The sequence below is a fragment of the Protofrankia sp. CiT1 genome, from assembly GCF_917627335.1.
Classification (GTDB): domain Bacteria; phylum Actinomycetota; class Actinomycetes; order Frankiales; family Frankiaceae; genus Protofrankia.
This window is the reverse complement of sequence record NZ_CAKJTP010000036.1, coordinates 1-24,421: the sequence shown is the minus strand read 5'-3', so window position 1 is coordinate 24,421 and position 24,421 is coordinate 1. Positions and strand designations below refer to the sequence as shown.

The window sequence follows — 24,421 nt, the reverse complement described above, 5'->3', positions numbered from 1 at the left end:
ATTGCCGGGCGCTCTAACCTGGTCCGCCAGTACACGGCTGGTGAGCTCGAGCTGGTCGCCCCGCCGAAGAAGCCCGGCCCGCGGCTGGCCGCGACACCGGTCTGCCCCGCGCGCGGATGCTTCGACATTCCGTATTTCGTATTCTGTGCCCGAATGTCACGGTATGCTTCGATGGTCCGAACATGAGCCGAACGTCCACAGGGGTCAAGGTCAACGAAATCACCGAAGACGGGACTGTTCGGATCTTGGTCAGGATATTTTTTACGGAACCGGCGGAGACGGCCATGGACACGCTTTTCTCGGCGTAGGTCCTGGCTTCATCCTCGCGGTTGAGTTCGCTGTGCTTGTGCGTTGCATGAAGAGCTCGACGCCGATATTTCGGTCAACACTTTATATGAATCAATGTTTTATACGAATCGCAAGCTCGGCTTGTTCCCATGGCATCCGACCGGCAGCGTCCGGACGAACCGGCCGGACAAGTCCTGAGCGAACCTGATGAGAAGCACGTGGACGAGACGTGTGCACTGACCTGCTCTCGGTCCACGCGACCCGCGTTTCCGCAGCGCAGCGGTACGAGCGGTGAAGGGAAAGACGCCCATGACCTCACATTCCCTGGCCCCGGTGGCCGTCATCGGCATGGCCGCGCGAGCGCCCCGGGCTGATGGTGCTGAAGCCTTCTGGCGGCTGCTGCGTACCGGTGGACAGACGATGCACCCGGCTCCGCCGGGCCGCCTTTACGACTACGTGGCCGACCCGGCGCGGGCGGCTGCGCCGGTCCTGTCCTGCCTGGAGGACCTCGATCGGTTCGAACCCGCTCTGTTCGGCATCGCCCCGCATATGGCGGCCTGGATGGACCCCCAACAGCGGCTCATGCTGGAAGCCGTCTGGCACACGCTGGAATCAGCCGGTATCTGCCCCGGCTCGATAGCCGGGCAGGAGGTCGCTGTATTCATCTCGACCACCAGCGCGGACATGCGCGACCGGATGACCGGCCGGCACGCGATCGACCGTTGCAGCGCGGTGGGGCTACTGCTCACGTTCGTCTCGAACCGGATCTCCCAGCAATTCGACCTGCGCGGTCCCAGCATCACCCTTGACACCGCCTGCGCTGGCGGTCTGACCGCGATCAGCCAGGCGGTGTCCGGGCTGCGTGCCCACGAATTCCGGATGGCGCTCGCTGGCGGTCCGAATGTGCTCATGCACGGGCACATGCATGCCGTCATGCGAGCGGCAGGAGCCCTGTCGCGCAGCGGCGTCGTCTCCTGCTTCAGCGAATCGGCGGACGGCTACGTCCGCGGCGAGGGGGCCTTCTGCTTCGCGCTGAAACTGCTGGACAAAGCGATCACTGACGGCGATCCAGTTCTGGCGGTCATCCGCGGCGCCGTGCTCAACCACGATGGCCGCCGCGGGGGCCTGACCCGGCCGGATCCCGATTCCCAGGTTGAACTCGTGCGCAGAACACTGGCCCAGGCTGATCTGGAGCCATCGGCGCTCGGTTATATCGAGGCGCACGCCGCCGGAACCTCAAAGGGCGACCCCGTCGAAGTGCAGGCGCTTGTGCGCCTCCTGCGTGAGTCGGCACAACCGGGTACGGGCGCGACCGCGTCCGGGCCGCAGGGCAGGCTCTGGATGGGATCCGTCAAAGCCAACATCGGCCATCTTGAGGGGTCCTCGGGTGCGGCGGGGCTCGCCAAGGCCATTCTGGTCCTGCGTCACCGCACCATCCCGCTCACCCCGGGGGTCGCCACCCTGCACCCGGATATCCCCGTGGACCGACACCCGATCGACATCGCGCGTACATCCCTGCCCTGGCCGGACGGCTCCACTCGACGCATCGGGATCAACGCGTTCGGATTCGGCGGAGCCAACGCCCACGTACTGATCGAAGAACCCCCGCCGCTGCCCTCCCCGTCGATCACATGGCACGGCCCATATCTCGTCCCGATCAGCACCCGGACCGCCTGGAGCCTGCACCGCCTCGCCGCTGCCCTCGCCGATCTCGTCTGCCAGGGCTCATCCGACCCCGGCGGCGTGGAAGTCCCACCGCCGGAGTTCGCGTCCGTAGTCTGGACACTGCAGATCGGCCGCGCGCAACTGCCGCGGCGTGCGCTGCTGGTGGTGCATGGACCAACGCAGTTCGTCGAGGCGGCCAAGGCCGTGTCCGAGAACGAACCGCATCCGCTCTCTTTGCTCTCCACCGACGCCGCGTCCCGGGCCCGGCTGGAAAACCTTGCTCTGGATGCCGGCACCGCCGCGTTGGCCAGCCGATGGCTGGCCGGTGAGACTGTGGACTGGAACTCTCTGTGGCCGGGTACCGATCGTCCCCGGCGTACCACGCTGGTCCCATACCCCTTTGACCGCAGGCGCTGCTGGCCCGAGGAGGCCGGGCGGCTTCACGGCCATGAGGGGGCCGGCCCCATCCTGAGATAGCCCACTACAAAGAGCTTTCGGTAACGGGTGTAGCGGAGTTCAGAGGCGTGGATCAAGAGGTGGGGCTGGGGTGTGTGCATCGCGCGGCGCTGGCTGGGGAGCGATAACGCGGGGTGTGTGCCCCAGCCCCATTTCTTGATCTGCATCCTCTGTTGCCGGGGGCGCTGGGTACTTCTGAGGTGGATGCCGCGGTGGGTAGTGTCCATCGACGCGGGCGGCCGCTGCTGCTTTGGAGGTTCTAGCAGCCGCGCCAACTTCTGGTACCTCTGTGGCCTGTGGCCTGTGGCCGGGCGGCCGCTTGCTTGATGTGTGCTTCTGTCCGTCGCTGGTTCGGATCGGCCCGCGCCGTGGGCCTTCGCCGTGGGGCCCGTCGGCGGGCTGCCGTCGTTTTGCATGGAAGGCCCGGAGCCGGCTATTCCCGGGGGATGCTGGAGCGCCCCGCGCGGTTACCCGGTTCACACCAGTTGTACACGTCGCCTCGCATAGCCCGCGGGTCTGCTGAAGCGCGGTGGACGTCAGCTGGATACCAGCGCCAATCTTGTTGGGATCTCGCTAGTGTCGCATGTCACAAAATATTTCACAGTGATGAATTAGTCATGCTAACATGCCAAATGTTTACAAGATTCGTAAGAGGGACGGGAAGGTGTCGTGGGCGTGGTCCGTGCGCGGGAGGCGTTGGCCTTGACAGCGTACGAGTCGGGTAGGCGAGGTGGCGTGATCCTTGAGTGTAGGGATCGCCGAGCCGGTTGGGAAGTCCCGGTCTGGGACGATGCGTCCGGTAGGTGGAGGGGTTCCCTGTGAGAACATCAGACGCTGGGCTGGTCGGGCAGCTGGTTGACACCGCCCGCTATCCTTTGTCGGCGCCGACGGGTACTGACTGGGAATATTTGGTCTCCCGGGTCCGGAGCGAACTCCAAAATTCTGGATGCAGTGTACTGCCGAACTTTATTCGGTCTTCCCGATGTGATGAACTACGCCTGGAATGCGCTACGATCGCTCCGCTGGCGTATTACGGTGTCGAAACGGTCAACGCCTACAACATCACGCCCGACGCATCCCTACCAGAAGATCATCCGGGGCGCGTCACGATGCGGCGTGGCAATGCGTTTGTGGCACGCGATCGAATCCCGGAGAATTTTATCATCCATCAGCTCTATGCCAATGAGCTGTTTCAGCACTTTATTGCCAGCTGTTTCGGCATGTCCTGTCTCTACGAGCTTGCGGACTCCTTGGCTGGCTTGTGTCTCAACATCGTTATGCCGGGAATGGAGCACCCGTGGCATTTCGACACAAACGAGTTCGCAGTGAGCCTGCTCACGCAGGAGCCGCAGGCCGGCGGCGTGTTCGAGTACTGTCCGGACATCAGGTCCGTACAATCGGAAAATTTTGCTGACGTTCGAGCTGTGCTGACCGGCGGCGGTGAGCAGCTGATCCGCAGCCTCTCGTTGCGGCCAGGGGATCTTCAGTTGTTCAAGGGCCGTTATTCGATGCATCGGGTGAGTTCCGTGCGCGGTGAGACAGCTCGTCATTCAGCGATCTTTGCGTATAGCGAACGTTCCGGCGTCGTGGGCAGCGTGGCACGGACCAGGCAGCTTTTCGGCCGGGTACTGCCTCAGCACCTGGCGGCCGCGGGACGCGCGGTGCGGGTCGATCAGCTACTGGATTAGAGCGCCCGGCAACAGGAGCGTGGATCAGGGAGCGGGGTTCGGGTGCGTGCATCGCGAGGCGGCGCGGGGAGGCGCGGGGAGGTGCCCTGTGTTGGGCGTCGGCCGACGAGCCGGGGTACCCGTGCATCGCGCGCGGCGATGGATGGGGAGCGACGATGCGAGGCGCCGCCTGGGCGGCGCGAGCCAGACGGTCTTATTGCCGGGCCCCTTTTAAGCGTCGGTGGCGGGCCGCATCCGCCGCGTCCACCTTGAAGGCGTGTTCAAACAGCGGCGGTTCGCCTCCCCGGAGGGGCAGGCGCTCGTTCTGGACACGGCCGTCGGCCATCGGTGTGAATCCGCCCGGTCCGGAAGCCGACGGCTGGCTCTACGCGCAATTCTACATCTCTCGGCCATGCGACACGAAAAATTTACGCAAGCTGTAGCCATCGCACCGAACATGCAGTCGTCCAGCTCCCCCAACATCACCGAGGTCGAGGATGAGTGTGCACAACGGTCAAGAGTGGTCCGCCCGAACTTTTGGCAATGAAGAGCGTCTGCCGCGAGTACCACTGCCCACGTTAGATGCCAGTTGCGAGAGATTTCTGGCCTGGTGCGCGCCGCTGCTGACCGCAGCCGAACTGGCGGCTACGGAGGCGGCGGCCGCCTCCTTCCGCCGACCGGACGGTCCCGGCCACAAGCTGCACGCGGCACTCGAGCAGTACAACTCCAGCGACGGCGTGCACAGCTGGCTCGACACATTCTGGTCGTCCCGGTATCTGGGCCGTCGCGACCGTATAGCCCTCAACGCGAACTTCTTTTTTTTGTTCAAGGCTTCTCCCCAACAGCAGGTGGACCGGGCGGCTGGGCTCATTGCCGCGGCTGTCGACTACAAGATGCGGCTCGACGAGGAGCTCATCGCGCCGATCGTCCAGCGGGGGCAGCCGCTTTCGATGGAGCAGAACAAGTTTCTGTTCTCCACGACGCGAATACCTGGACCTGTACAGGATGCCGTCCGCGCGCCCTACAGCGAACAGTGGCCGGGCCCGTCGCGGGCGCGCCATATCATGGTGTTCTTCCGCGGCAACATGTTTCGCCTGGACGTGATCGGTCCGGACGGCCGGCCCTACATATTTGACGATCTCGTGGCGGGGCTGCACACAATCATAAAGGCCGCGGCGACGCGGCCCGCGTGGGAGGAGCCGGTCGGGCATCTCACCACCAAGGCTCGGGCCGAGTGGGCAGCCAGTCGACAGGCATTGCTCGCCTGTCATCCCGGCAACGCGGACGTGTTTGAGACGATAGAGAGCGCGCTGTTCTGCATGTGTCTGGAGGACTTCGCACCCAAGGACCCCTTGATGGCGTGTGACCAGCTGCTGCACGGTGACAGCGGTAATCGGTGGTTCGACAAGGCCGTATCACTAATCGTCTTTGAGGACGGTACGGCAGGTATCAACGTGGAGCATTGCAGCCTGGACGGAACTACGGTCCTCAATTTCGTCGACGCGCTTGTGGGCGCGGCGGCCGAGGAGCGTCTGGCGGCCGGCGCCGAGGCCGAGGCCCGGGGGGTGCCGAGCGTCGTTCCTGTTGAGTTCGTGCTGGACGACGACCTGCGGGCCGACGTACGGGCCGCCGCCGCGTCGTTCGCGGCCTATAGGGCCGACACCGCCACAGCCATCCTGTCGTTCGGCGATTTCGGTGCCAACCGGGCCAAAGAGCTACGGATGTCACCTGATGCGTTCGTACAGCTGGCCTTTCAACTGGCCCACAAACGTGCCAAAGGAGTGGTGGGCACCACCTACGAGTCGATCGCCACGAGACAGTACCAGTACGGGCGTACGGAGGCGATGCGCGTTGTCACGCCCGAGGTGATGCGGTTCGTAGCGACGATGGATGACCCAGACATGGCCGCGGCGGCCCGCAGGGCAGCGTTTCGGGCGGCCGCCGAAAAGCATGTGGAACGCGCGAAGGAGTGCCAGGCGGGGCAGGCGCCCGAGCAACACCTGTGGGAGCTGCAGCTTATTCAGAAACGGCGCGGCGAGGAGCTGGGGGTGACCGAGCCGCTCGCTCTGTACGAAACTCCAGGCTGGCTCAAGATGCGGGACGATTACCTGAGTACGAGCTCCGTGCCCTCTGCGAACGTCCAGTACCTCGGTTTCGGATCGACGAGCAGCCGGTGTATCGGCATCGCTTACGTCCTGCTTCCTGACAGTTTCAACCTCTATCTGAGCACGCCGCTTTCGGTAGCTGACGAGATGACCGTCTTTGCCGACTGCCTTCGGGAAGCAGTGCGTGAACTACAGGAGCTGCTTGCCAGCGAGAAACTGGAGCTCCACGGGGCGTCACAGAGCGGATCCTGATATTTTTTCTCTCCCGCGGGTCACGGGGCCGAGCACGGCGAGGTCGCCGAGCTGCGGACGCGTGGCCCGCCTGAGGTGCCACACCCGGGATGCCCACAGCCCCCGTAAGCCTCTGCGGTGCGGTCACATCCGCACGCTGTTCGCTGCCCACGGGCCTGTTTCCGTCGCCGTGGTGTTCATGACTGAAAAATCTGGGCAGTATGGTGGCTCGGTGAGCGGCTGCGGCTCCTCGGCCCCAAGGCCCAGGGCCGGCCCGGGGCCGCTGCGCCACATTTTTGGCAGTGCTGTCCTATGCGAGTCGGTGCGATTCTCGCACGGCGTCAGGTCTCGATGGACAGGGGCAGCTCACCGCGAGCAGGTTACGTTGAACGGGCCGCTGGCCGCCGCGGTGACAGTATTGCTGCAGGAGACGATATTTTGGGTCTTGTTCGGTTTGTCGATGCTGACTCCGTAACCGGGGCCGCGGACATCCAGCTTGTTTCCGGTGATGATGTTCCCCGTACCCCAGCCGTCGATGATCACATGAGTCTGGATGCCATCCTTCGGGCTGTTGACGCCGATGTTGCCCTCAATACGCCAGTTGTTGCCTTTCACGTCCACCCAGGAGTCCGCGGAGTTCGCCCCGGTGATGGTTGATCCGTCGAAAGTGTTGTTGCTCAGGACCCCGCCGGTTGTGGCTTCCTTGATGTCGACGGCCTCGGCGGTGATCCCGCTGATGGTGTTACCGATGATCTGATTACGGTCGGAGTTGTCCGGCTTCCCGCCGCTGAAACGCTCCCAGTTCGACTTCGCCGTGCCGATATAGATGCCCTCGCCGAACCCGCGCTCCTTGCGACCGGTACCGTTCACGGTGCATCCGACGACGAAGTTGTCGGTGGAGAAGTTCCGTAGGTGGATGCCCTCGTCGCCAACGTTGCGCACGAGCAGGCCGGTGATGACCGCGCCGTGGGTCTGGTCGGTCATCACTCCCTTCTGGCCGTTCTGGATGGTGAAACCCTCCAGCCGCCAGTAGTCGGCCTTGTCGAGATGGAAACCGTAGCCTTCGCTGATCGACCCGCCGTCGATCACCGCATTACGTGAGCCACGCACAGTGATCGGAGCCTTCGCGTTCGCTGCCCGGTTGCCCACGAAGTGGCCTGTGTACTGGCCGTCCGCGAGTTGGATGAGGTCTCCTGGCTGGGCCGCCGCGAGCGCGGCGGTCAGCTGATCGGCGGTGGATGCCGTTACTGTCCGCAGTGGTGCTGGGGCGGTTGGTATTTCAGCCAGCACGGCGGGTGGTACCACCGCAGCAGGCGCGGCGGCCGCGGACGGGGTGGCCGATGCCGATCCATCCCCGGTGGCGGTGAAGGTGGCCGTCACCTCGATGGTGTCGCTGTTGGTGCGGACCCGGGCGGTCAGCGTGTGTTTTCCGGCCGCAACGGCATCGAGGTGGAGTGTGAACGGCGCGTCCCGGTCGTCGAGCAGCGTGTTGCCGTCGAGCGAGAACTTGACCCGTTCGACCTTGTCAAGAGTGTCCGTTCCCGGACTCAGAGTAACATCTACACCGGCCGGCACGGACTGCCCGTCCAGCGGGTGTGCGTCGGCGACAAGCACCCAGCGGTCATGGGTGCCGGCGGAGGGGCCCAAGCCTGTGGTGGGCGTGTGCCCGGTTGCGCCGGCAACAGGCGCCGACGAACCGCCTCCGCCGCCCAGCAGGAGGAACAAGAGGAGAAGGATGACGACGACAACCGCGATCCCACCACCGATCGGTAGCCACAGCCGGCGCCGCCCGGTCATCATTGCGTGGAAGCCTTGGCGGTCTCTCACGGGCCGGGGCATGACAGTGGTTTCAGTGCCAGTGCCAGTGCCAGTGCCAGTGCTGTCGCCAGCGCCCCTGGCGGTGGTGTCGTTGTCAGAGCCGTCGCGGGCGCGACCGTCCGTTGAGGCAGGTCCCATCCGCTACTCCTCGTGATGCGATGTCCGCAACTGATCTGTACCGGAGCATACCGGGGTCTTTATGGGCGATCTTGACCGACTGGTTGTCCATTGATCGTCGGCGGTCCCCTTCCGGGGCTTTGTGGTGTGTGGTGATAATGATCACAAAGGTCGGCGAAGGGTCCGTGGTATGCCGTCGAGGCGCGACAGGACTCTGCCGGATAGTCCTGTCGGGTATGAGCGCCCGGCAACAGGGGATGCGGAGCATCCAGCTCGCGTCATTGCTCCCCATCGGTCGCTTCTCGTCCATCGCCGCGCGATGCCCGGGTACCCCGGCTCATCGGTCGCCACCCACCACATCCAGCGACTCCCCGCGCCGCCTCGCGATGCACGCACCCCAACCTTTTTTCTTGATCTGTCTTCCCGCTTGTCGGGTGTTCTCAGCCGAGGTTGGATGCCGAAAATTCGAGGTATCTACGTCAGCGTGCCAGAAATTCCTTCAGTGGTATTGGCTGGCGCTGTCGGCGGGTGATCCGCGGCTCGGCAGCTATGGGTGCGCGGCGGTGTCGTCGAACGAAAAATGGTCGAAAATATTACAAACCGTAATAAATGCGTCATTTTTTGTGGACAACTGTGGCGCGCGAGCCGTCGCCACAGGCAATATTTCTGTTGTTACCGGTCCACGATCACGATCAGTGCGACGTGGGGCCACGCCGCGGCGGACGGCGATCCGCCGGGCCGGTTTCGTCAGGGCGCTGGAGTTGCCCGAAGGCAGCGGATCGAGCACCATCCGGCTGTTGGTGGTTTCGCTCTCGCGGCCGGCAGGCCACTCGTCCGTGCTCCCGCCGCGCGGGCGGCCGGGGCGCTCCGCTCCGGCGCTTGGTGGCGGTAGTGGCATTTTCGCGCATCACGCGTGCAACATGTTTGTGACATGGCGCTCCGTCGCAACCAGCACGGGATGGCAGGACACGGCGGCCGGGGATGGAGCGAGCCTCCCAGGACGGAAGCAAGTGGCTCTCGAACCAATGCACCGCCGCCGGATGGAAGGGTGGAACGTGTGCTCACTGTTGCTGGTTGTCAGCTGAGGGTCGATGCCGTGTTGACTGGCCCAGATGCGCGCCAGAAAGATGTGGCTATGACCACTCCGTCGGAGTCCGACGTCTGACTAACTCTATAGCTTTGGCGGTGGGTGTCACTTCTGGTCGTCCGGTTATGTGCCAGGCTGTCGCGTCGGGGGGATGGCGGGACAGACGATGGGGAGGCTTGTGTGCGCGAGGTTAAGGTCAAGTTCCATGTGAGAGACAGGGAGGCGCTCCTCTTGGCCCTCAAGGCGCGAGGCGTCGAGCTGGGCGAGCCGTTCTTTCAGGATGACCAGGCGTATGCTCCCGATCGCTGGACGTTTGAAGACAGCCGGCTGGGCGTGGCCTTCCCGCGCCTCCGCACGATAAACAACCGTCATTTTTTCGCGTTGCGACGGCCGACTGTTAATGCCCAGGCGTGTGATGCATATGAGACCGAGGTCGCTGATCGTGACCAGATGCATCAGGCGATCCTGAACATGGGTTTCTGCCCGACGGTACGGGTGGCCAAGACCCGGCGGATGGCACAGCTGGGGAACGTGTCACTCTGCGTCGATGAACTCGACAAGCTGGGTATGTTCCTGGAGCTTGACTGTCCCGTGCCCGCCCATGAGTCGGTGGTTGCCGTCCAGGAGGCCTTGAATGTATTCGTGACTTCTCTGTGCGTTGATGTGGCGCGTACGGAGGAGACCTGTGATGCGCTGGTGCGGACCGCGCAGCTACGGGTAGCATGATTTCGTCGCTGGCGGCGGAAAGTTTCCCGCGGGCTCGGTGCTGACTTCAAACGCGGCACTGGTACCGGCGGCTGGATGGCCTGACTACGTGACGCCGTGAACGAATCTCTTGTTGATCTTCGTAGAGTAGTGAGACGGTCCGGCTCCGTCGCCCTGAGCGGCTTATCATGTGCGCTGCGCATGAGTCTGCCCGCTTGGGCCTTGATGTGTATCGCCTTGCTCCGTGCTGGGCTGGGCGGTCGGATCGGTTTCACTCTGAGGGAGTAACCACAGTAGCTTCCGCCCAATTGCGTATGCGTCGATCCGTCCCTCATGCATAAACTGCTCATCGAACGGATGGGGCGCCGATGTTCGGGCACACGTGACTACAGACGGGCGGGCTACAGCACATGTCGCGAAGCCATGTCCGAATGGATAGGCTCGTGGCGGACGAATGGGGCATGCTGTCGTCCTGTCGAGCTGGACGCTCCGTATCCGGTCTGTCGTCGGCGGCGTGCCGGAACCTGTCCGAGATTCGTTTTCAAGCATGATCGGGGCCCCCGTCCGCGTGGCTGCCGCGCCGGTGGAGCAGGCTCTCGCAAGCAGCCGGTCAGATGACCATTCCCGCTGCTCCCTCAGTCGTTCCGGGCAGTTTCCGCGTCGGTTCCGGCGGTTTTCCGATCTTATTGTGACGCTTGCGACCAGGGTTCTGCACAGCGTGCTTTCGATGTTTTCCCCCGGCCTGCCCCCTGGCTGGGAAGGTGTACCAGCCCACAACCGCCAAGCGGTCCAACTGGCCGGCGTGGCCAGCTTCGGTGGCCACGTGCGGGGCTGGGTCCTGCGCTATGCCATGGTCCGGCGGGGGCCGCCGAGATAGGTATGTGCCAGCCGGTGGCCGGGGTTTCCCGGCGCGCGAGACGAGTCATGATCGAATAAGCTTCAATCGGAATTTCCGCGCGGTCATGCTGGGTTCCCGACAGGGTTCTTCATGGTCACTGAGGCCGAGATCGGTGACTCACCGACGCCGGTTGCGCCACGCTGCCGACCAGGAGACCGTCTGTCGCTTCGCACCGGCTTTCTGTTCCCGCCAACACATCTCTGTCTGGTTTTTCCAGCGGGATTGGCGGGCCTGATCGGGCTCCGGTCCGCTTTCTTTCACGTCCAGCAGGCTGAATGGGGCATCGTCGCGACTCACGCCACGGACGGCCCTTCAGCTCCGCAGTCATTCGAGCCCCCGAGGATGGCCCTTGTTGACCACTCTTGGCCCATGGTCCGGACATCGTCACGACAATACGGATTGGGCGGCGGCCGGCCAGAAAAAGACCGACCAGACATCGACCGATCGGACGCGTGATACCGTCGGTGTGACGGCCCGCCGCCAACCAGGCGAACTTGAAGGAGCTGTCCTGGCGGCGCTATGGGCTGCGCGGACGCCCGTGAGTACCGGCGCTATTCAGCAGATGCTGGGTGGAGGACTCGCGCACAGCACAGTAGCCACCACGCTCGGCCGCCTTATCACCAAGGGGCATGTCGAACGGGTACGTGTCAGACGGGTGTGGATGTACCGTACGACCCGATGTCAGGAGGAGTACGCCTCCGCACGAATGCTCGCGTTGTTGGGCCAGGTCACGGACCAGGACACAGCCCTGCGTCACTTTGTGGCCGGTCTTTCATCCCGGCAGGTACGGCTCTTGCGAGTCCTGCTCGAAGCGGCCGGCGGCGCTTCCCCTGAGCAGGATGCCGCTGAGCAGCACCCCGCTGATCGTGGTGCCGTGGGCTGATGACAACGGGCGCTCACATCGGTGACCCGCGATGGGGGGCACGGGTGGGAGAGATCCCGGGAGGGTCCTGCCATCGAAGATCGTTATACGTCCATCGGCAAGATCGGGGCTAGCGGTCAAAGCTGTCCTGCCATCAGTTGCCGAGATAGATGATCTTTGGATCGGGCTGAGGGCTTCGGCTGCCCATCGCTGGAAGTCAACATCGCGGCACCGTGGCCCAGATCCTTACAGTCCACGAAGTCACGGTCGATGATTGTTGCGGAGTGTAATTATTATGGATCTACGGATGTGTCCTGGCCGAGGATTCCCGGCTCGGAGCTACGCGAGGATTTCCGGCTCTGATGCCAGTGCCATTTCCGTTTGCCAGTAAACTTACTAAAGATACTAGGTTATCGAAATTTCCTTCGACAGATTTGATCAACAGGGCATCGTCGGCCGAGCGGAGTGGGCGGGCCTGGATCTGGCGTGGCCCGTTAGTGGTACCCGGCGCCGCGGCCGCAGCCACTCGAATCCGTGGTTGCGATTGCAGGTGCAAGTGCATATGCATTGTCGGGCAGCACGAAGATCGACGTCGCCGTTCCCCGAAGTCCGTTGGGTGCGTGAAATGAACGGTGGCGGCCTACTCCGAGGCTGCTGTCAGATTGGCGACGTTGATCCGGCCCATACGGGCCTCCCGGCGCCCCTCGAGGGGCGCCGGCCAGGTGAAAAGAACTATGATCATGTTGTCTTTGGCCGTTAGGTCCTCCGCCGCCGGTAGTACTCGACGATCCACGCGTCGACATCGCGTTTGCGCCACACGCGGGTGCCTTTGGAGCTCGCGGTAGGCGCGTTGATGACCTGCAGGGGGGTGGGGAACTGTGGGTCCCTGCGCGTCCAGTAGTCAACCGCCTGGCGCGTGATCTTTAGCTGGAAGGCTATGTCCCCGATGCCGACCAGACGTTCACCGTCGTCCACGCGAACAGCGTAACGGCTTTGCTGGCTGCCAAGTACGCCGCTATGGTTTGTTTTGCTGAACAGCAAATTCTCCGGGAGGATACAGATGGTGGTACCGGTAACTCGCCGCGACGTGGTTCGGGCGATGCTGGATCGCGACGAGGCATATGATCAAGATCCGCATGGGGATCCGCCGCTCTCGGTAGCCCGCTATCGTTGCGCTGTGCGGGCCGCGATCGATGTCGTGCCCGAACTTCTGACAGAGAAGGGAATGCGCAGGTCAGGCGGTGAATTCGAGGCATACTCGGCAGGTGTGCGCGATGCGTTGGACGCGGTCGCGGGCGCGATTGCGTCGGTCGTCAATGCTGTGGGGGATCCCGGTCTACCGACGGGCGGATCTGGACAGGCCGAGGCGTGATCGCGGCATCGGCAAGGGAGCGGGACGTTGGACCCGTGAACCCGCTGCTGGGCCAGCCGCGCCCGCAGGGCCGGACAGGATGGCGGAGGCTTCCGAAGCAGGGAGGAAAACGCTCATGTGGGACGAGGCACGGTCCGACGACGACCGTGACATCGGTTGGGGCGATGACCAGGACGTGCCTGAGGAGGGTGTGGGCACCGACATCGAGCGGCTGCGGGCCGAGCGTCCGCCCCATCATCTCGACCGCGACGCTTTCTGATATGCCCGCGGACTGGACTCGCAACGAGGCGAAGGCGGAGCTGCGGGCGCGTCTGCTGGCGGCCCGCGCCAGCCGGACCGCAGATAAAAATCTTGGATTGAGCGGCTCGCCGCCGGTGGCTTCGATGGGCGGGCGCACGTCCGCTTTGTTGACCCGCCGGGTGCTCGCCCTCCCGGAGGTGGCCACGGCCCGTTGGGTGGCCGCGTATGTGAGTCTGCCTGGTGAGCCAGAGACTGGCGGACTTCTCGTTCAGCTGCGGGCTCGGGGAGTGGGTATCCTGCTGCCGTCCATGCGACCCGATCTTGATCTGGACTTCCGGGAGTACAGTGGATCACTGATCGCGGGCGCTTTTGGAACTCGCGAGCCGCCACTCGGCGCGAAGGTCGTTGATCTTTCCCAGGTGGATGTCATCGTTGTTCCGGCGCTGGCGGCTGATGTGCGTGGAGGGCGTCTTGGGCGTGGCGGCGGATCTTACGATCGGGCGTTACGGCGCGTGAGAACGAATGCGCTGATTGTGGCGATAGTTCATGATCGTGAATTGGTTGCCCATGTTCCGACTGAATCGCATGACGTGGGCGTTCATGTCATCGTCGCGCCGCATGCCACCGTACGTTGCGGGGCGTCCGGGGTCTTGGCGGACATGCGGTAGCACGTCTGGTGTGTAAGCTGGCGATCATTTTTATGATCGCCAGCACTGAGAGCGTGTGTGAGATCGGGCTTTCGATCAGTGAGCCGCGTCCAGGCGCCCCCTGGCAAGGCGGCAGGCCGAAGCGATACCGGATGAGTTGTCTCGGTGTGGCCGACAACACGGCCAGGGGGCGTCTGGACGCGGCGAGCCGGAATGACGATCTCACACACGCTCTGAGGCGGACAGCTGGCTCGGATCCATGCTCTGGGGGTGGTCTCCGACGCGCCGCTATCATCTCGGGTTAGAGTTGGCAGTCATCGAAGTCGAGTGCTAACTCCTGGGAGGAGTCCGTGCCGCGCTACGAGTACCGCTGCACCGCGTGCGATAATGATCTTGAAGTTGTGCAGAGTTTCAACGATGCGGCGCTGACCGAGTGCCCGGCCTGTGGCGGCAAACTGCGCAGGGTGTTCAGCTCGGTCGGCGTCGTGTTCAAGGGTGCCGGTTTCTACAAGACCGACAGCCGATCCGGTGGCGGTGGAGCCCGAGACCGGGCGAAGGAAAAGGTCAGCAAGGAAGCTGGCGCTGATACGTCCGGCAAGGAAACCGTTGGGGCTGGTACGCCCGCAGGGGGCGGTTCGGTGGACGCGACGTCGAGCGCCGCAAGCTCGTCGACCTCCGCAAGCACGGCGTCATCGTCTAGTTCAGGCAGCTCGTCCAGTTCGTCCGGCGGCTCGAGTACAGCTGCGGCTTGATCGATGCGGGCTCCCCGGGCTCCTGCGGGAGCCCGGGGCACTGGTAACAGCTCTCCGCGAGAGCGACTGTTTCGAGATCGTGGCTGGAGTCGGTTTTTCCACAGGGCGCGGCCTCGAGCGTGGGTGAGCGATGCTTTGTCCACAGCGTGTGCTCCGGCCATGACGGTTTCCCGTTCGGTGGCTAACGTGATCTTCTCGTTTGTTCGTGAGGATCCTGGAGGTCGCGATGTGGCTTGCCGGACGCATACCGGCGCGCATCGGGGAGGTCCGTGCCTGGCGGCTCGCGGTTGGGGCCCGGCGGCGGGTTCTCGCGGGTCTTTGCGCTGCTCTGACCCTGCTCCTTGCCACTGGCGCGCTGCGCTCCAGCCGTCCGCTGCCCGGCACAGCGGTGGTCGTGGCGGCGGTCGAGCTGGACGGTGGAGCGGTTATTGCCCCAACCGACATCCGGATCGTGTCTTTGCCAACGGAAGCGGTGCCAGCGGGCGCTGCCCGGCAGCCCGAGGATGCCGTTGGTCGTACGCTGGCCGCACCGGTCGGTCGTGGTGAGACGATCACCGACGCGCGCTTTCTCGGCCCCGGGCTGCTCACCCAGCGGCAGAGTGCTTATGGCCTGGTCGCGACGCCAGTACGGATCACTGATGCTGGATCCGTCGTGTTCCTGCGTGTGGGTGATCGGGTGGATGTGCTTGCGGCATCCACCACAGCGGAGGTTGCAGAAACAAGATCGCGCGATGGGGCCATGCCGCTGGATGGGGCTACACCACGGGATGGGGCTATGCCACGGGATGGGGCTATGCCAATGGCGCTCCCAGCACCCACTGGCGATACATCGACAGCGTCGGGCGCCGAAGCCGGCAGCGCGACAGTGGTTGCGTCCGACGTCACCGTTTTGGCGCTTCCGCGTCCTCGTGAGGTGGGAGAAGGTAATGCGGGGTCAACCGACGGCGCATTGATCATTATTGCCGCGACACCACGGGTTGCCACCGTGGTCGCGGGTGCGGCAGTACACGCTCGGCTGTCGGTAACTATTCGTGGGCGAGTGCTTCCTTAAAGAGATCAACAAGAGAAGGCATGGCGTCGCCGACCACTTAGAGCGACCGGCAAGAGGGGACGCGGTGTCGCGGGTTGGGGCGCGCACCTCGCGTCATCGCTCCCCGTCCATCGCTGCGCGATGCACGGGTACCCCGGCTCGTCGGTCGCCACCCAACACCTCCGGTGCCTGCCTCCGCCGCCTCGCGATGCATGCACCCCAGCCCCACTCCTTGATCCACACCCCTATTGCCGGAGCGCTCTAAGGGCGTATTTCGAAAGTCAGCTGTCCGGCTTCCTGATCGAACGATGACTTCCGAGGCAGGCCGTAGGAAGCAGCTGTAATCGAGGTAGCCCTGGGGGCTTTATAGGAATATTTTCGATCTGATTGTGACGATTAATAATAATCGGGAGGATTATAAGACTGATTATTTTTTGGAGTCGAGACAAAACAGAAAGTTCCTACCCGGTGTGCGAGCTCCGGGTCGTGCGTGCTTGTATCGGAGCTAGGGCATGCCTGATGGATCTTTGATCGTGCGGATCAATGCCCAGGAGGTGGCTTGCTGCGTTGTCGTCGGTCCGGATAGAACATCACTATCCGGACCTCCTCCGCCTTGCAGGCCACCTTCTGGATCATCGCCCACATCGACCAACATCCGTCAGACACGCCCTAGTCGACCTGAGTGCACCAGGCCGGTCCTGGAGCAATCTTCCGTGACATGGCCGGTCCACTCAGGTGGAATCGAGCCGCGATGAGGCAGTTTGGATCTCTGTGTATTTGCGGGGAGGGGACGACGATGGGCATCTCCATCGACGATGGTGCCTGTGGTGTGTGGCAGCGTGTGCCCGACGAGGTCATCAGCCGGTTTGACGGCATCCCGGGGGCCGCTTACGAGGTAGCGGACGAGGTCACGTGCGCGCTTGAGGTCGGGCATCCCGATAATCACATGGCTGTTCTTCAGGGCTGGGGCAATCAGGAGGCATGGCTGATATGGGCCACACCTACAACGGTTACCGCGCCGGGATGCCGAGCGGATGGACTGACCTGCCTGCTCCCCGAGGGACACGTCGGACGTCATCATGTGATCATGACGGATGTGGTGGAGGACGAAGGACCCTACTGGTGTGAGAGTCGCGCTGATCTGGAACTACAGCGGGCACCGATCTGATCGGGCCCAGGGTGGGGCCTGTCAGTCATGGTCGGTGGCCAAGGCAACGCTGTCGGCGCGAAAGACGAGCGTGACGTCAGTATCGCTGGCGAAGTCAACGAGACGAGCGTGGGCCGGCAGCTCATTGAGTATCCAACAAAGATCGGATACGGTACTTCCTTCGCAGACCGTGACCGAATGCTCTCGCTGTTCGGCCCGGTGTGAGTGCGCGTGTATCAGATGCTCGGCTGCCGGTATGCACGCCTGAACACCGTCGTCCACCGTCATGATGGCCGCGTCCGTGAGGGCGCCGGCGGGTTGACATGCTTCGGCGGATGCCAGGTAGGCGCGGAAGAGGACGTCAAGGAGTGACGGCAGCAGGCGGAGCAGGAGCGCGCATGGCTCTGTGCCCATCCCTGGCTGGGTACTGACGCTGACACTGATCCGTGTGCCGTCGATGTGTTTGGTGATCGTTACTGGCCAGCCGGTTTCCGGTCCGGGTGGTGCGGTTCTTTTGTTCATGGAGATAGATTCGCCGGGGGTGCTGGTCGGGTCCATCCCGGCGGACGGGGAGTTTTCAGCGCGGCTGCTGTTCGTGAGCTCGCCGCCTCCTCGGCCGCGCTTGGACGCGTTCTCGGCCGCACCGATACCACGCATCCGGTATCGGCGTGGTCTGTGGTCTGTGGTCTGTGGCCTTGCCAGGGAACCGCATGGAGGCGGCTCCCTGGTCGAACGACGACTTCCGCAACACGTCGTAGACCGTGATTCTCGTTGGACGCGGGCAGTGTGGCTCCGCGGCGAGGCGCGGGCTCTGGTTGCCAGAATTCGATCTTTGGCTGCAAAATGAGATCGTGCTGGGCGGCATGCCGGCAGATCGAGAAGTGATCGAATGTGCGTCGACGGACCTGGCGGGTGTAAGATAGCCGGCCGTACCCGACGTGGCGAATCCGTGTGAATCCGTCCTGGGCCTCCAATGTGTTTCGATTCCCGCCTGATTTATGTTCGCTTCCGTTCATCTTTCGTTCATGTTGAATCGCTTCGATTCTTGCCGGCACCCCAGTCTGGGGGCGGACAGAACGGCGCTATTGCGCTGAAGACGAAGGGTCGCTTGTGAATATAGGGAAGCGTCAGGTCGCGGTCATGGGCCTTGCGATGTCGGCGGTGCTGGGGGTGGCCGCCTGCGGTTCCGACAACAACACGGCATCGCCGAGCTCGACGGCGGGCACTGCCACGGGCGCGATCTCCTGCGCAACAGGGTCGATCGTCGCCTCGGGCTCGACCGCGCAGAAGAACGCGATGGACGAGTGGGTCAAGAAGTACCAGACCGCCTGTTCCGGATCTACGATCAATTACCAGGCTGTCGGCTCTGCCGCTGGTAAGCAGGCGTTCGTGGATGGAAAGATCGATTTTGCCGGCTCGGATTCAGCGATCAGTGGTGACCAGGCGACCAGCGCGGCCAAGCGTTGCACTGGCGGGCAGCTCGTCAACCTCCCCATGGTCGCCGGGCCGGTCGCGGTGATCTACAATCTCGCTGGCGTGAAAGATCTACAGCTCTCCGCCGCGACCTTGGCGAAGATCTATTCTGGTGCGATCACCAAATGGAATGACCCGGTGATCGCGGCCGACAATCCCGGCCTGACGCTGCCGAGTACGACGATCGTCTCGGTGCACCGTTCGGATGGTTCGGGCACCACGGACAACCTCACCAAGTACCTGGCCGGTGCCGCCGCGAGCGACTGGACGTTCGCTTCGGGCTCGGACTGGAAGGCTCCGGGCGGCCAGGGCTCCAAGGGCAGCGACGGGGTGACCGCGACCGTGAAGGCGACCGCTGGCGCCATCGGTTACGTCGAGCTCTCCTTCGCGGAAAACGCGAGCCTTTCGACAGCAAAGATCAAAAATGGTGCTGGTGAGTATGTGGCGGTCAGTACCGAGGCCACCTCCAAGGGCGTGAGCACAGCGAAGGTCGCTCCGGCGCCTGACCTGAAGCTGACCTTCGACTACACGGCGACCACGTCTGGTGCCTACCCGATCTACCTTGTCACTTACGAGATCACCTGCACGCAGGGGCTGGCCGCGAGTCAGGCCACCCTGGTGAAGTCCTTCCTGACCTACACATCCTCCACGAATGGTCAGGCCGCTATCGCCGATCTCGGTTACGCTCCGCTTCCCAGTGATCTCGCCAGCAAGGTGAGCTCGGTCGTGGCGACCATCTCATAGCCATTCTCCCCGCCGGCCGGAGCGACGGATCCTGACCGGACGACCGCCGGTGTGCCCACCACGGCTGGCTCCAAGGGCCGCCAGGCGCGCGAGAGAGATTTCGCGCACCCGGCGGCCGACCGGGCGGGCACACCGGCCACCACCACCTGTTGAGAGGCATTATGAGCAGTGAATCGGATGGCCAGGGCGCGGGTTCACCGAGAGGCAACGGGCCACCAGCGCTCAAAAAACCCGTCAGCGGCAGCGCGCATGCGCGGGTCAGCCCCGCGGACCTCATCTTCAAGAACGTGACCCGCGCGGCCGGCATCGGCCTGCTTGTCCTTATCGCGGCGATCGCGGCTTTCCTGGTGATTGAGGCCACGAGCGCGCTGCAGGCCAACACCGGGAACTTCTTCACCACGACCGAATGGTTTCCCAACGCATCTCCGCCGGTCTTCGGAATCGCGGCACTGCTGTTCGGTACGGTGCTCACAGCTGTTATCGCGATGATCATTGCTGTGCCGGTGGCAGTTGGAATCGCGCTGTTCATCACGGTGTACGCCCCGCGCCGTCTCGCTACCCCACTGGCGTTCATCGTCGATTTGCTCGCGGCGGTCCCCAGCGTTGTTTTCGGCCTCTGGGGCCTGATTGTTCTTGTCCCGAGAATGAACGGTCTGCAGAAGTGGCTGACCGACTACTTCGGCTGGATCCCCCTGTTCAGCACGGATGACGGTCTTGTCGGACGATCGATTTTCGTTGCCTCGATTGTCTTGGCCATCATGATTCTGCCAATTGTCGCAGCGATTTCCCGTGAGATTTTTCTCCAGGTGCCGAACCCGCACAAGGAGGCGGCGCTCGCCCTCGGCGCGACCCGCTGGGAAATGATCCGGACCGCGGTGCTCCCGTACGGCAAACCCGGAGTGATCAGCGCGTCCATGCTGGGACTCGGCCGGGCGATGGGGGAGACGATCGCGGTCGCACTGGTGCTGCCCGCGTCCTTTAACATTTCCTGGCATATCCTGTCGCCGGCCGGCAACACCATCGCGGCCAACGTGGCGAACGGCTTCAGCGAAGCCAATCCCATCGGCCGTGGGGCTCTCATCGCGTCCGGTCTCGTGCTGTTTATTGTCACCATGCTCGTCAACATAATGGCCCGGGCAGTCATCGCCCGTCGGCGTGAATTCTCGGGGGCCACCTGATGAGTACAACGACTATCGCCCCGGCGACCAGCCCCGGCGGCATGGACCTGACCGGCCAGAAGCTGTCGCTGACCACGCTCGCGGCCATTGGCGCCGGTGCGGTCGTGGCCACCGTGCTGCTATATGTCGTGGCGCCGATAGACAGCAAGATTCAGTTTGTGCTGATTGCCGGTGCGCTCTACCTGATCGGCCAGAGCGTGGCGTCGGGCATGGTTGAAGGTGCCCGGAAGGCCGTCGACCGGTTCGTCACCACGCTGGTCTATCTCGCTTTCCTGCTGGCGCTTATCCCGCTGGTCGCGGTGCTGGCAAGCGTGATCGCCAAGGGCGCGCAGCGGGTCAGCTACGACTTCCTGACCACCTCCATGCGAAATATCGGGGCGCGGGACGCCGGCGGCGGCATTTACCACGCTCTGGTCGGGACCCTGGAGCAGATCGCCCTGGCAAGTCTTTTCGCGGTTCCCTTCAGCATGCTGGTCGCGATCTATCTGGTCGAGTACGGCCGCGGGCGGATCAGCCGGACCATCAGTTTTTTCGTCGACGTACTGACCGGCCTGCCCTCGGTCATCGCGGGCCTGTTCATCCTGTCGTTCTACCTTCTCGCGCTCAACCAGAATCCGTCCGGCTTCGCCGGTGCGCTCGCCCTGACCATTTTGATGATTCCTATCGTCGTGCGGTCCACCGAGGAGATGCTCAAACTCGTCCCGAACGAGTTGCGTGAGGCCAGTTACGCGTTGGGTGTCGCCCGGTGGCGAACTATTCTCAAAATTGTCGTGCCGACCGCGCTGCCCGGCATTGTGACCGGTGTCATGCTCGCGGTGGCTCGGGTCGCCGGTGAAACCGCACCGCTGCTGCTGACTATTTTCGGGAACGACGCCATCAACTTCAACCCGTTCTCCGGGCCGCAGTCAGCGCTGCCGCTTTATATCTACTCACAGGCCGGGGCGCCGCAGCAGGTGGCTGTTGACCGGGCCTGGGCCGCCGCGTTGACACTTATTGTTCTAGTGATGTTGCTGAGCGCCATCGCCCGGGTTGCGGCTCGATTCGCCCGGGTCCGATGATGGTTATTGCGCTGTCCGCACCCGCGCTTGTCGTTTTTCCCGTACCGTCCGTACCGTCCGCACCGGTCATCGTACGGCTGCGGCGCAACGAGCCGAGGTAACTCATGGCCACCCGCATCGATGTTTCCGGACTGACCGCCTATTATGGCAATTTCAAGGCCGTCGCCAACGTCCAGTTCAGCATAGAGCCGAAAAATGTCACCGCCTTCATCGGGCCGTCCGGCTGCGGTAAGTCGACTGTGCTGCGGACGCTCAACCGCATGCATGAGGTACTGCCCGGCGCCCGGGTTGAGGGACAGGTCCGTATGGACGGGCAGGACCTCTACGGTGCCGGCGTCGACCCGGTGAACGTGCGCCGTAACGTCGGTATGGTCTTCCAGCGCCCGAATCCGTTCCCGACGATGTCCATCTACGAGAACGTCATCGCCGGCCTGAAGCTGAACGGCACCCGTAAGAAGGCGCTCCTCGATGAGCGGGTTGAGCAGTCGCTGCGCGGCGCGAACCTGTGGGAGGAAGTCAAGGACCGTCTCGGCCGGCCAGGCTCTGGCCTGTCCGGCGGACAGCAGCAGCGGCTGTGTATCGCGCGTGCAATTGCCGTGGAACCGCAGGTGCTGCTTATGGACGAGCCGTGTTCCGCGCTTGACCCGATCTCGACGCTCGCTATTGAGGATCTGATCGCCCAGCTCAAGGCGAGTTACACCATCGTTATTGTGACGCACAATATGCAGCAGGCTTCCCGGGTCAGTGACACGACGGCATTCTTTACGCTTGACAAGACCGGTGATCCGGGACGGCTGGTGGAGATGGACAGGACGGAGAAGATTTTCTCTAATCCAACACAGAAGCGCACCGAAGATTATATTACCGGGCGTTTCGGCTGAATCGGACAGCAGCTGGTCCCACGTTCAGCCGAATTCACCGCGACCACTCGGATGCGTCTCGTGCAGCCATTTGAAGACGAGTCCCCGGCTCCGGAACAACGTCGCTCCGGGGAGGAAGTCGCCTTGCCCAGCGGCCGGCGCCCGACGCTGCTGGTTGCCGACGCGGCCGCGGACAGCGAACTTCTGTCCGTTCTCGCGGACCACGGCGTTGAGGTCACGGTCGCGGTGGACGGTGCCCGTGCGCTGCTGGAAATCGGCCGTCTCGCACCGGCAGCGGTGATCATTTCCGCGCGGCTGCCGGTCATTGACGGTGTGACGGTGGTGCGGACCGTCCGTACCCGCGACGACATGCCGATTCTGCTCGGGGTCGGCCCGCAGGACCGGCGCCAGGCCGCGGCTGGGTTGGAGGCAGGCGCGAGCGCCTGCGTTGCCAAGCCGTACCGGATCAACGAAATACTGGCTCTGGTGCGATCCGTCCGGGGCTTCGGTGTGGACCGGACCGAACCCGGTGTGCTGCGGGTCGGTGGGGTCACCTTGAACATGGTCGCGTACGAGGTCCGGGTGGACGGAATACCGGTGCGGCTGCCCCCGCAGGAGTTCAGGTTGTTGCGCATCCTGCTTGAACAGGCTGGCTCCGTGGTTACTCGCCAGACCCTGCTCGAGCGTGTCTGGGGGACAACCAATCATGAGACGAACACGCTTGCGGTGCATGTGCGCCGCCTGCGCGGCCGTCTCGGGGACACCGGTGACGCCGAACAACCGCGCCTGATCGAGAGCATCCGTGGCGTCGGTTACCGTTTCCGTCTCGTTGACGGGCCGACGGCCTGACCTGCCGAGCCGGACGCACTGTGACCCCGGCAGCGGACCGAAGAGGAGGCGATGGCAGGCGCCCGCGGGTTTCCGCACGGGGCCAGGTGCCGGCACATCAGGTCAACGGACTGTTCACCGGTTCGCGCAGGTAGGAGATGTCCGCGCGATACCGGGTGAAGCCGAGGTCCTCGTACAGGCGTATCGCCCGTTGGTTGACGTCGTCAACGTAGAGCATCGACGTTGCCAATCCCCGATCACGCAGATGGTGCAGCCCGATGAGGGTCAACGCACGCCCGAGCCCGTGCCCGGCGAAGGCGGGTTCCAGACCGACGACATAGATCTCCCCCATGGCCGGCTCCGCGGTACGGCCGGCCGCGGCGGGATGGACCTTCGTCCAGTGGAAACCGGCGAGCCGGCCGGCGGACTCGGCGAGGAAGAAGCCCGCCGGATCGAACCACGGCTCGGCCTCTCGTAGGAGAAGGTCGGTCACCGTCCAACGGCCCTGCTCGGGATGGCCGGTGAAGGCGGCGCGATTGACGGCCAACCACGCCTCCTCGTCCTGTCCCGGGACGAAGAGGCGGATGGTGACCCCTGCCGGCAGCTCCACGCCGGGGAGGACGGACAGCGGCCGGCGCATCTGCCACAGCACCCGCTCGCGGCCGAAGCCGTACCTGTGTGCCAGCGCCACCGCTGCGGGCGGGTCGCCGCGTGCCCAGACGTTGAGCCGCGCGGCGGCCTGGTCAGCGGAGCCGGTCAGCGCGGCCAGCAGGCGTCCGCCGTGGCCGCGGCGCCGCTGCCCGGGGTGAACGACCAGTTCCGCCTGCCACGTGTTGTCGAGGTGGTCGGCCAGATAGGCGTATCCGGCGATCCGGCGCGGCCCTGGCAGGTCTGGCAGGTCTGGCAGGTCTGGCACGTCTGATATGTCTGATACATCTGGCACAGTGCTGATCAGGTGTTGCCCATGTACGAGCGGATCGGGCGACATGCGCAACACGGCGTCATCGGACAGGGGAGCGATCCCGTCCGTCTCGGCGGCCGCCGCTGTCAGATCCCGTAGGGCATCGACATCGTGGCGGGTCAGTTGTCGGGTCCGATACAGCGCCATCAGGCGACATTAGGACGTTCGGGCGGCCGGGGGCCGCGCGGACATGTTCCGCCGCACAGCCCCCAGCGCCGACCGCTTAGAGCGA

The 24,421-nt window shown here is 63.9% G+C and carries 21 protein-coding genes; 17 read left to right on the top strand and 4 right to left on the bottom strand.

Annotated features, from left to right (window positions below; genetic code table 11):
- From MJ785_RS08745 to MJ785_RS08730, 4 genes are all read left to right on the top strand, one after another.
- A partial coding sequence (locus MJ785_RS08745) for a hypothetical protein (RefSeq protein WP_239380363.1) occupies positions 1 to 186 on the top strand: 186 nt, incomplete at its 5' end.
- 411 nt (positions 187 to 597) lie between these two features.
- On the top strand, positions 598 to 2,430 hold the full coding sequence (locus tag MJ785_RS08740) for a polyketide synthase (RefSeq protein WP_239311080.1): 1,833 nt from the start codon (positions 598 to 600) through the stop codon (positions 2,428 to 2,430).
- Positions 2,431 to 3,227: 797 nt separating this feature from the next.
- A complete protein-coding gene (locus tag MJ785_RS08735; protein WP_239311081.1) occupies positions 3,228 to 4,097 on the top strand; it encodes an arpA protein in 870 nt (289 codons plus the stop codon).
- Positions 4,098 to 4,573: 476 nt separating this feature from the next.
- On the top strand, positions 4,574 to 6,433 hold the full coding sequence (locus tag MJ785_RS08730) for a choline/carnitine O-acyltransferase (RefSeq protein ID WP_239311082.1): 1,860 nt from the start codon (positions 4,574 to 4,576) through the stop codon (positions 6,431 to 6,433).
- Between the two features lie 345 nt (positions 6,434 to 6,778).
- Here the strand turns inward: MJ785_RS08730 and MJ785_RS08725 are convergent, their stop codons facing one another.
- A complete protein-coding gene (locus MJ785_RS08725) occupies positions 6,779 to 8,212 on the bottom strand; it encodes a right-handed parallel beta-helix repeat-containing protein (RefSeq protein WP_239380361.1) in 1,434 nt (477 codons plus the stop codon).
- A 1,402-nt stretch (positions 8,213 to 9,614) separates the two neighbouring features.
- On the opposite strand from MJ785_RS08725, the gene MJ785_RS08720 reads away from it, so the two are divergent.
- Together MJ785_RS08720 and MJ785_RS08715 are read left to right on the top strand one after the other, a co-directional pair.
- A complete protein-coding gene (locus MJ785_RS08720; protein WP_239348072.1) occupies positions 9,615 to 10,160 on the top strand; it encodes a class IV adenylate cyclase in 546 nt (181 codons plus the stop codon).
- A 1,343-nt stretch (positions 10,161 to 11,503) separates the two neighbouring features.
- Complete coding sequence (locus MJ785_RS08715; RefSeq protein WP_255724097.1) at positions 11,504 to 11,920, top strand: BlaI/MecI/CopY family transcriptional regulator; 417 nt, start codon at positions 11,504 to 11,506, stop codon at positions 11,918 to 11,920.
- Positions 11,921 to 12,655: 735 nt separating this feature from the next.
- On the opposite strand, the gene MJ785_RS08710 is transcribed toward MJ785_RS08715, so the two are convergent.
- The gene (locus MJ785_RS08710) at positions 12,656 to 12,874 is read right to left on the bottom strand and encodes a hypothetical protein (RefSeq protein WP_239308262.1); all 219 of its coding nucleotides are present in this window, start codon (positions 12,872 to 12,874) and stop codon (positions 12,656 to 12,658) included.
- Positions 12,875 to 12,959: 85 nt separating this feature from the next.
- Between MJ785_RS08710 and MJ785_RS08705 the strand changes: the two genes are divergently transcribed.
- The 6 genes from MJ785_RS08705 (at position 12,960) to MJ785_RS08680 (ending at position 17,108) form a co-directional block, all read left to right on the top strand.
- Positions 12,960 to 13,271, top strand: a complete 312-nt coding sequence (locus MJ785_RS08705) for a hypothetical protein (RefSeq protein ID WP_239308261.1) — start codon at positions 12,960 to 12,962, stop codon at positions 13,269 to 13,271.
- A gap of 115 nt (positions 13,272 to 13,386) precedes the next feature.
- Complete coding sequence (locus tag MJ785_RS08700) at positions 13,387 to 13,530, top strand: hypothetical protein (RefSeq protein WP_239308260.1); 144 nt, start codon at positions 13,387 to 13,389, stop codon at positions 13,528 to 13,530.
- Position 13,531: 1 nt separating this feature from the next.
- A complete protein-coding gene (locus MJ785_RS08695; protein ID WP_239308259.1) occupies positions 13,532 to 14,179 on the top strand; it encodes a 5-formyltetrahydrofolate cyclo-ligase in 648 nt (215 codons plus the stop codon).
- Positions 14,180 to 14,508: 329 nt separating this feature from the next.
- The gene (locus tag MJ785_RS08690; RefSeq protein ID WP_239308258.1) at positions 14,509 to 14,910 is read left to right on the top strand and encodes an FmdB family zinc ribbon protein; all 402 of its coding nucleotides are present in this window, start codon (positions 14,509 to 14,511) and stop codon (positions 14,908 to 14,910) included.
- A 205-nt stretch (positions 14,911 to 15,115) separates the two neighbouring features.
- Positions 15,116 to 15,961, top strand: a complete 846-nt coding sequence (locus MJ785_RS08685; RefSeq protein WP_239308273.1) for an SAF domain-containing protein — start codon at positions 15,116 to 15,118, stop codon at positions 15,959 to 15,961.
- A 775-nt stretch (positions 15,962 to 16,736) separates the two neighbouring features.
- Entirely contained in the window at positions 16,737 to 17,108 is a 372-nt protein-coding gene (locus tag MJ785_RS08680; protein WP_239308257.1) for a hypothetical protein, read from the top strand.
- 21 nt (positions 17,109 to 17,129) lie between these two features.
- Here the strand turns inward: MJ785_RS08680 and MJ785_RS08675 are convergent, their stop codons facing one another.
- On the bottom strand, positions 17,130 to 17,609 hold the full coding sequence (locus MJ785_RS08675; RefSeq protein WP_239308256.1) for a hypothetical protein: 480 nt from the start codon (positions 17,607 to 17,609) through the stop codon (positions 17,130 to 17,132).
- 588 nt (positions 17,610 to 18,197) lie between these two features.
- On the opposite strand from MJ785_RS08675, the gene pstS reads away from it, so the two are divergent.
- The 5 genes from pstS to MJ785_RS08650 all read left to right on the top strand — a co-directional run bounded on the left by pstS (position 18,198) and on the right by MJ785_RS08650 (position 23,249).
- The gene (pstS, locus tag MJ785_RS08670; RefSeq protein ID WP_239308255.1) at positions 18,198 to 19,304 is read left to right on the top strand and encodes a phosphate ABC transporter substrate-binding protein PstS; all 1,107 of its coding nucleotides are present in this window, start codon (positions 18,198 to 18,200) and stop codon (positions 19,302 to 19,304) included.
- A gap of 161 nt (positions 19,305 to 19,465) precedes the next feature.
- Positions 19,466 to 20,482 carry a phosphate ABC transporter permease subunit PstC gene (gene pstC / locus MJ785_RS08665; RefSeq protein ID WP_239380357.1) on the top strand — a complete coding sequence of 339 codons (1,017 nt, stop codon included), beginning with the start codon at positions 19,466 to 19,468 and terminating at the stop codon, positions 20,480 to 20,482.
- Positions 20,482 to 21,540, top strand: coding sequence for a phosphate ABC transporter permease PstA (gene pstA, locus MJ785_RS08660; protein ID WP_239308253.1), 1,059 nt, complete (start codon positions 20,482 to 20,484; stop codon positions 21,538 to 21,540). Before pstC ends, pstA begins: the two co-directional genes overlap by 1 nt.
- 104 nt (positions 21,541 to 21,644) lie before the next feature.
- Positions 21,645 to 22,421 carry a phosphate ABC transporter ATP-binding protein PstB gene (gene pstB, locus MJ785_RS08655; protein WP_239308252.1) on the top strand — a complete coding sequence of 259 codons (777 nt, stop codon included), beginning with the start codon at positions 21,645 to 21,647 and terminating at the stop codon, positions 22,419 to 22,421.
- Between the two features lie 60 nt (positions 22,422 to 22,481).
- Positions 22,482 to 23,249: a response regulator transcription factor gene (locus tag MJ785_RS08650; protein WP_370651414.1), complete on the top strand. Its 768-nt coding sequence runs from the start codon at positions 22,482 to 22,484 to the stop codon at positions 23,247 to 23,249.
- 97 nt (positions 23,250 to 23,346) lie between these two features.
- Here the strand turns inward: MJ785_RS08650 and mshD are convergent, their stop codons facing one another.
- Positions 23,347 to 24,336: a mycothiol synthase gene (gene mshD / locus MJ785_RS08645; RefSeq protein ID WP_239380356.1), complete on the bottom strand. Its 990-nt coding sequence runs from the start codon at positions 24,334 to 24,336 to the stop codon at positions 23,347 to 23,349.
- Positions 24,337 to 24,421: the final 85 nt, after the last annotated feature.

Bases quoted from the DNA above. Each gene is read 5' to 3' on its own strand.
- MJ785_RS08740 (WP_239311080.1), top strand. From the start codon at position 598: ATGACCTCACATTCCCTGGCCCCGGTGGCCGTCATCGGCATGGCCGCG.
- MJ785_RS08730 (WP_239311082.1), top strand. From the start codon at position 4,574: ATGAGTGTGCACAACGGTCAAGAGTGGTCCGCCCGAACTTTTGGCAAT.
- MJ785_RS08725 (WP_239380361.1), bottom strand. From the start codon at position 8,212: ATGATGACCGGGCGGCGCCGGCTGTGGCTACCGATCGGTGGTGGGATC.
- MJ785_RS08705 (WP_239308261.1), top strand. From the start codon at position 12,960: ATGGTGGTACCGGTAACTCGCCGCGACGTGGTTCGGGCGATGCTGGAT.
- MJ785_RS08700 (WP_239308260.1), top strand. From the start codon at position 13,387: ATGTGGGACGAGGCACGGTCCGACGACGACCGTGACATCGGTTGGGGC.
- MJ785_RS08695 (WP_239308259.1), top strand. From the start codon at position 13,532: ATGCCCGCGGACTGGACTCGCAACGAGGCGAAGGCGGAGCTGCGGGCG.
- MJ785_RS08680 (WP_239308257.1), top strand. From the start codon at position 16,737: ATGGGCATCTCCATCGACGATGGTGCCTGTGGTGTGTGGCAGCGTGTG.
- MJ785_RS08675 (WP_239308256.1), bottom strand. From the start codon at position 17,609: ATGAACAAAAGAACCGCACCACCCGGACCGGAAACCGGCTGGCCAGTA.
- pstC (WP_239380357.1), top strand. From the start codon at position 19,466: ATGAGCAGTGAATCGGATGGCCAGGGCGCGGGTTCACCGAGAGGCAAC.
- pstA (WP_239308253.1), top strand. From the start codon at position 20,482: ATGAGTACAACGACTATCGCCCCGGCGACCAGCCCCGGCGGCATGGAC.
- pstB (WP_239308252.1), top strand. From the start codon at position 21,645: ATGGCCACCCGCATCGATGTTTCCGGACTGACCGCCTATTATGGCAAT.
- mshD (WP_239380356.1), bottom strand. From the start codon at position 24,336: ATGGCGCTGTATCGGACCCGACAACTGACCCGCCACGATGTCGATGCC.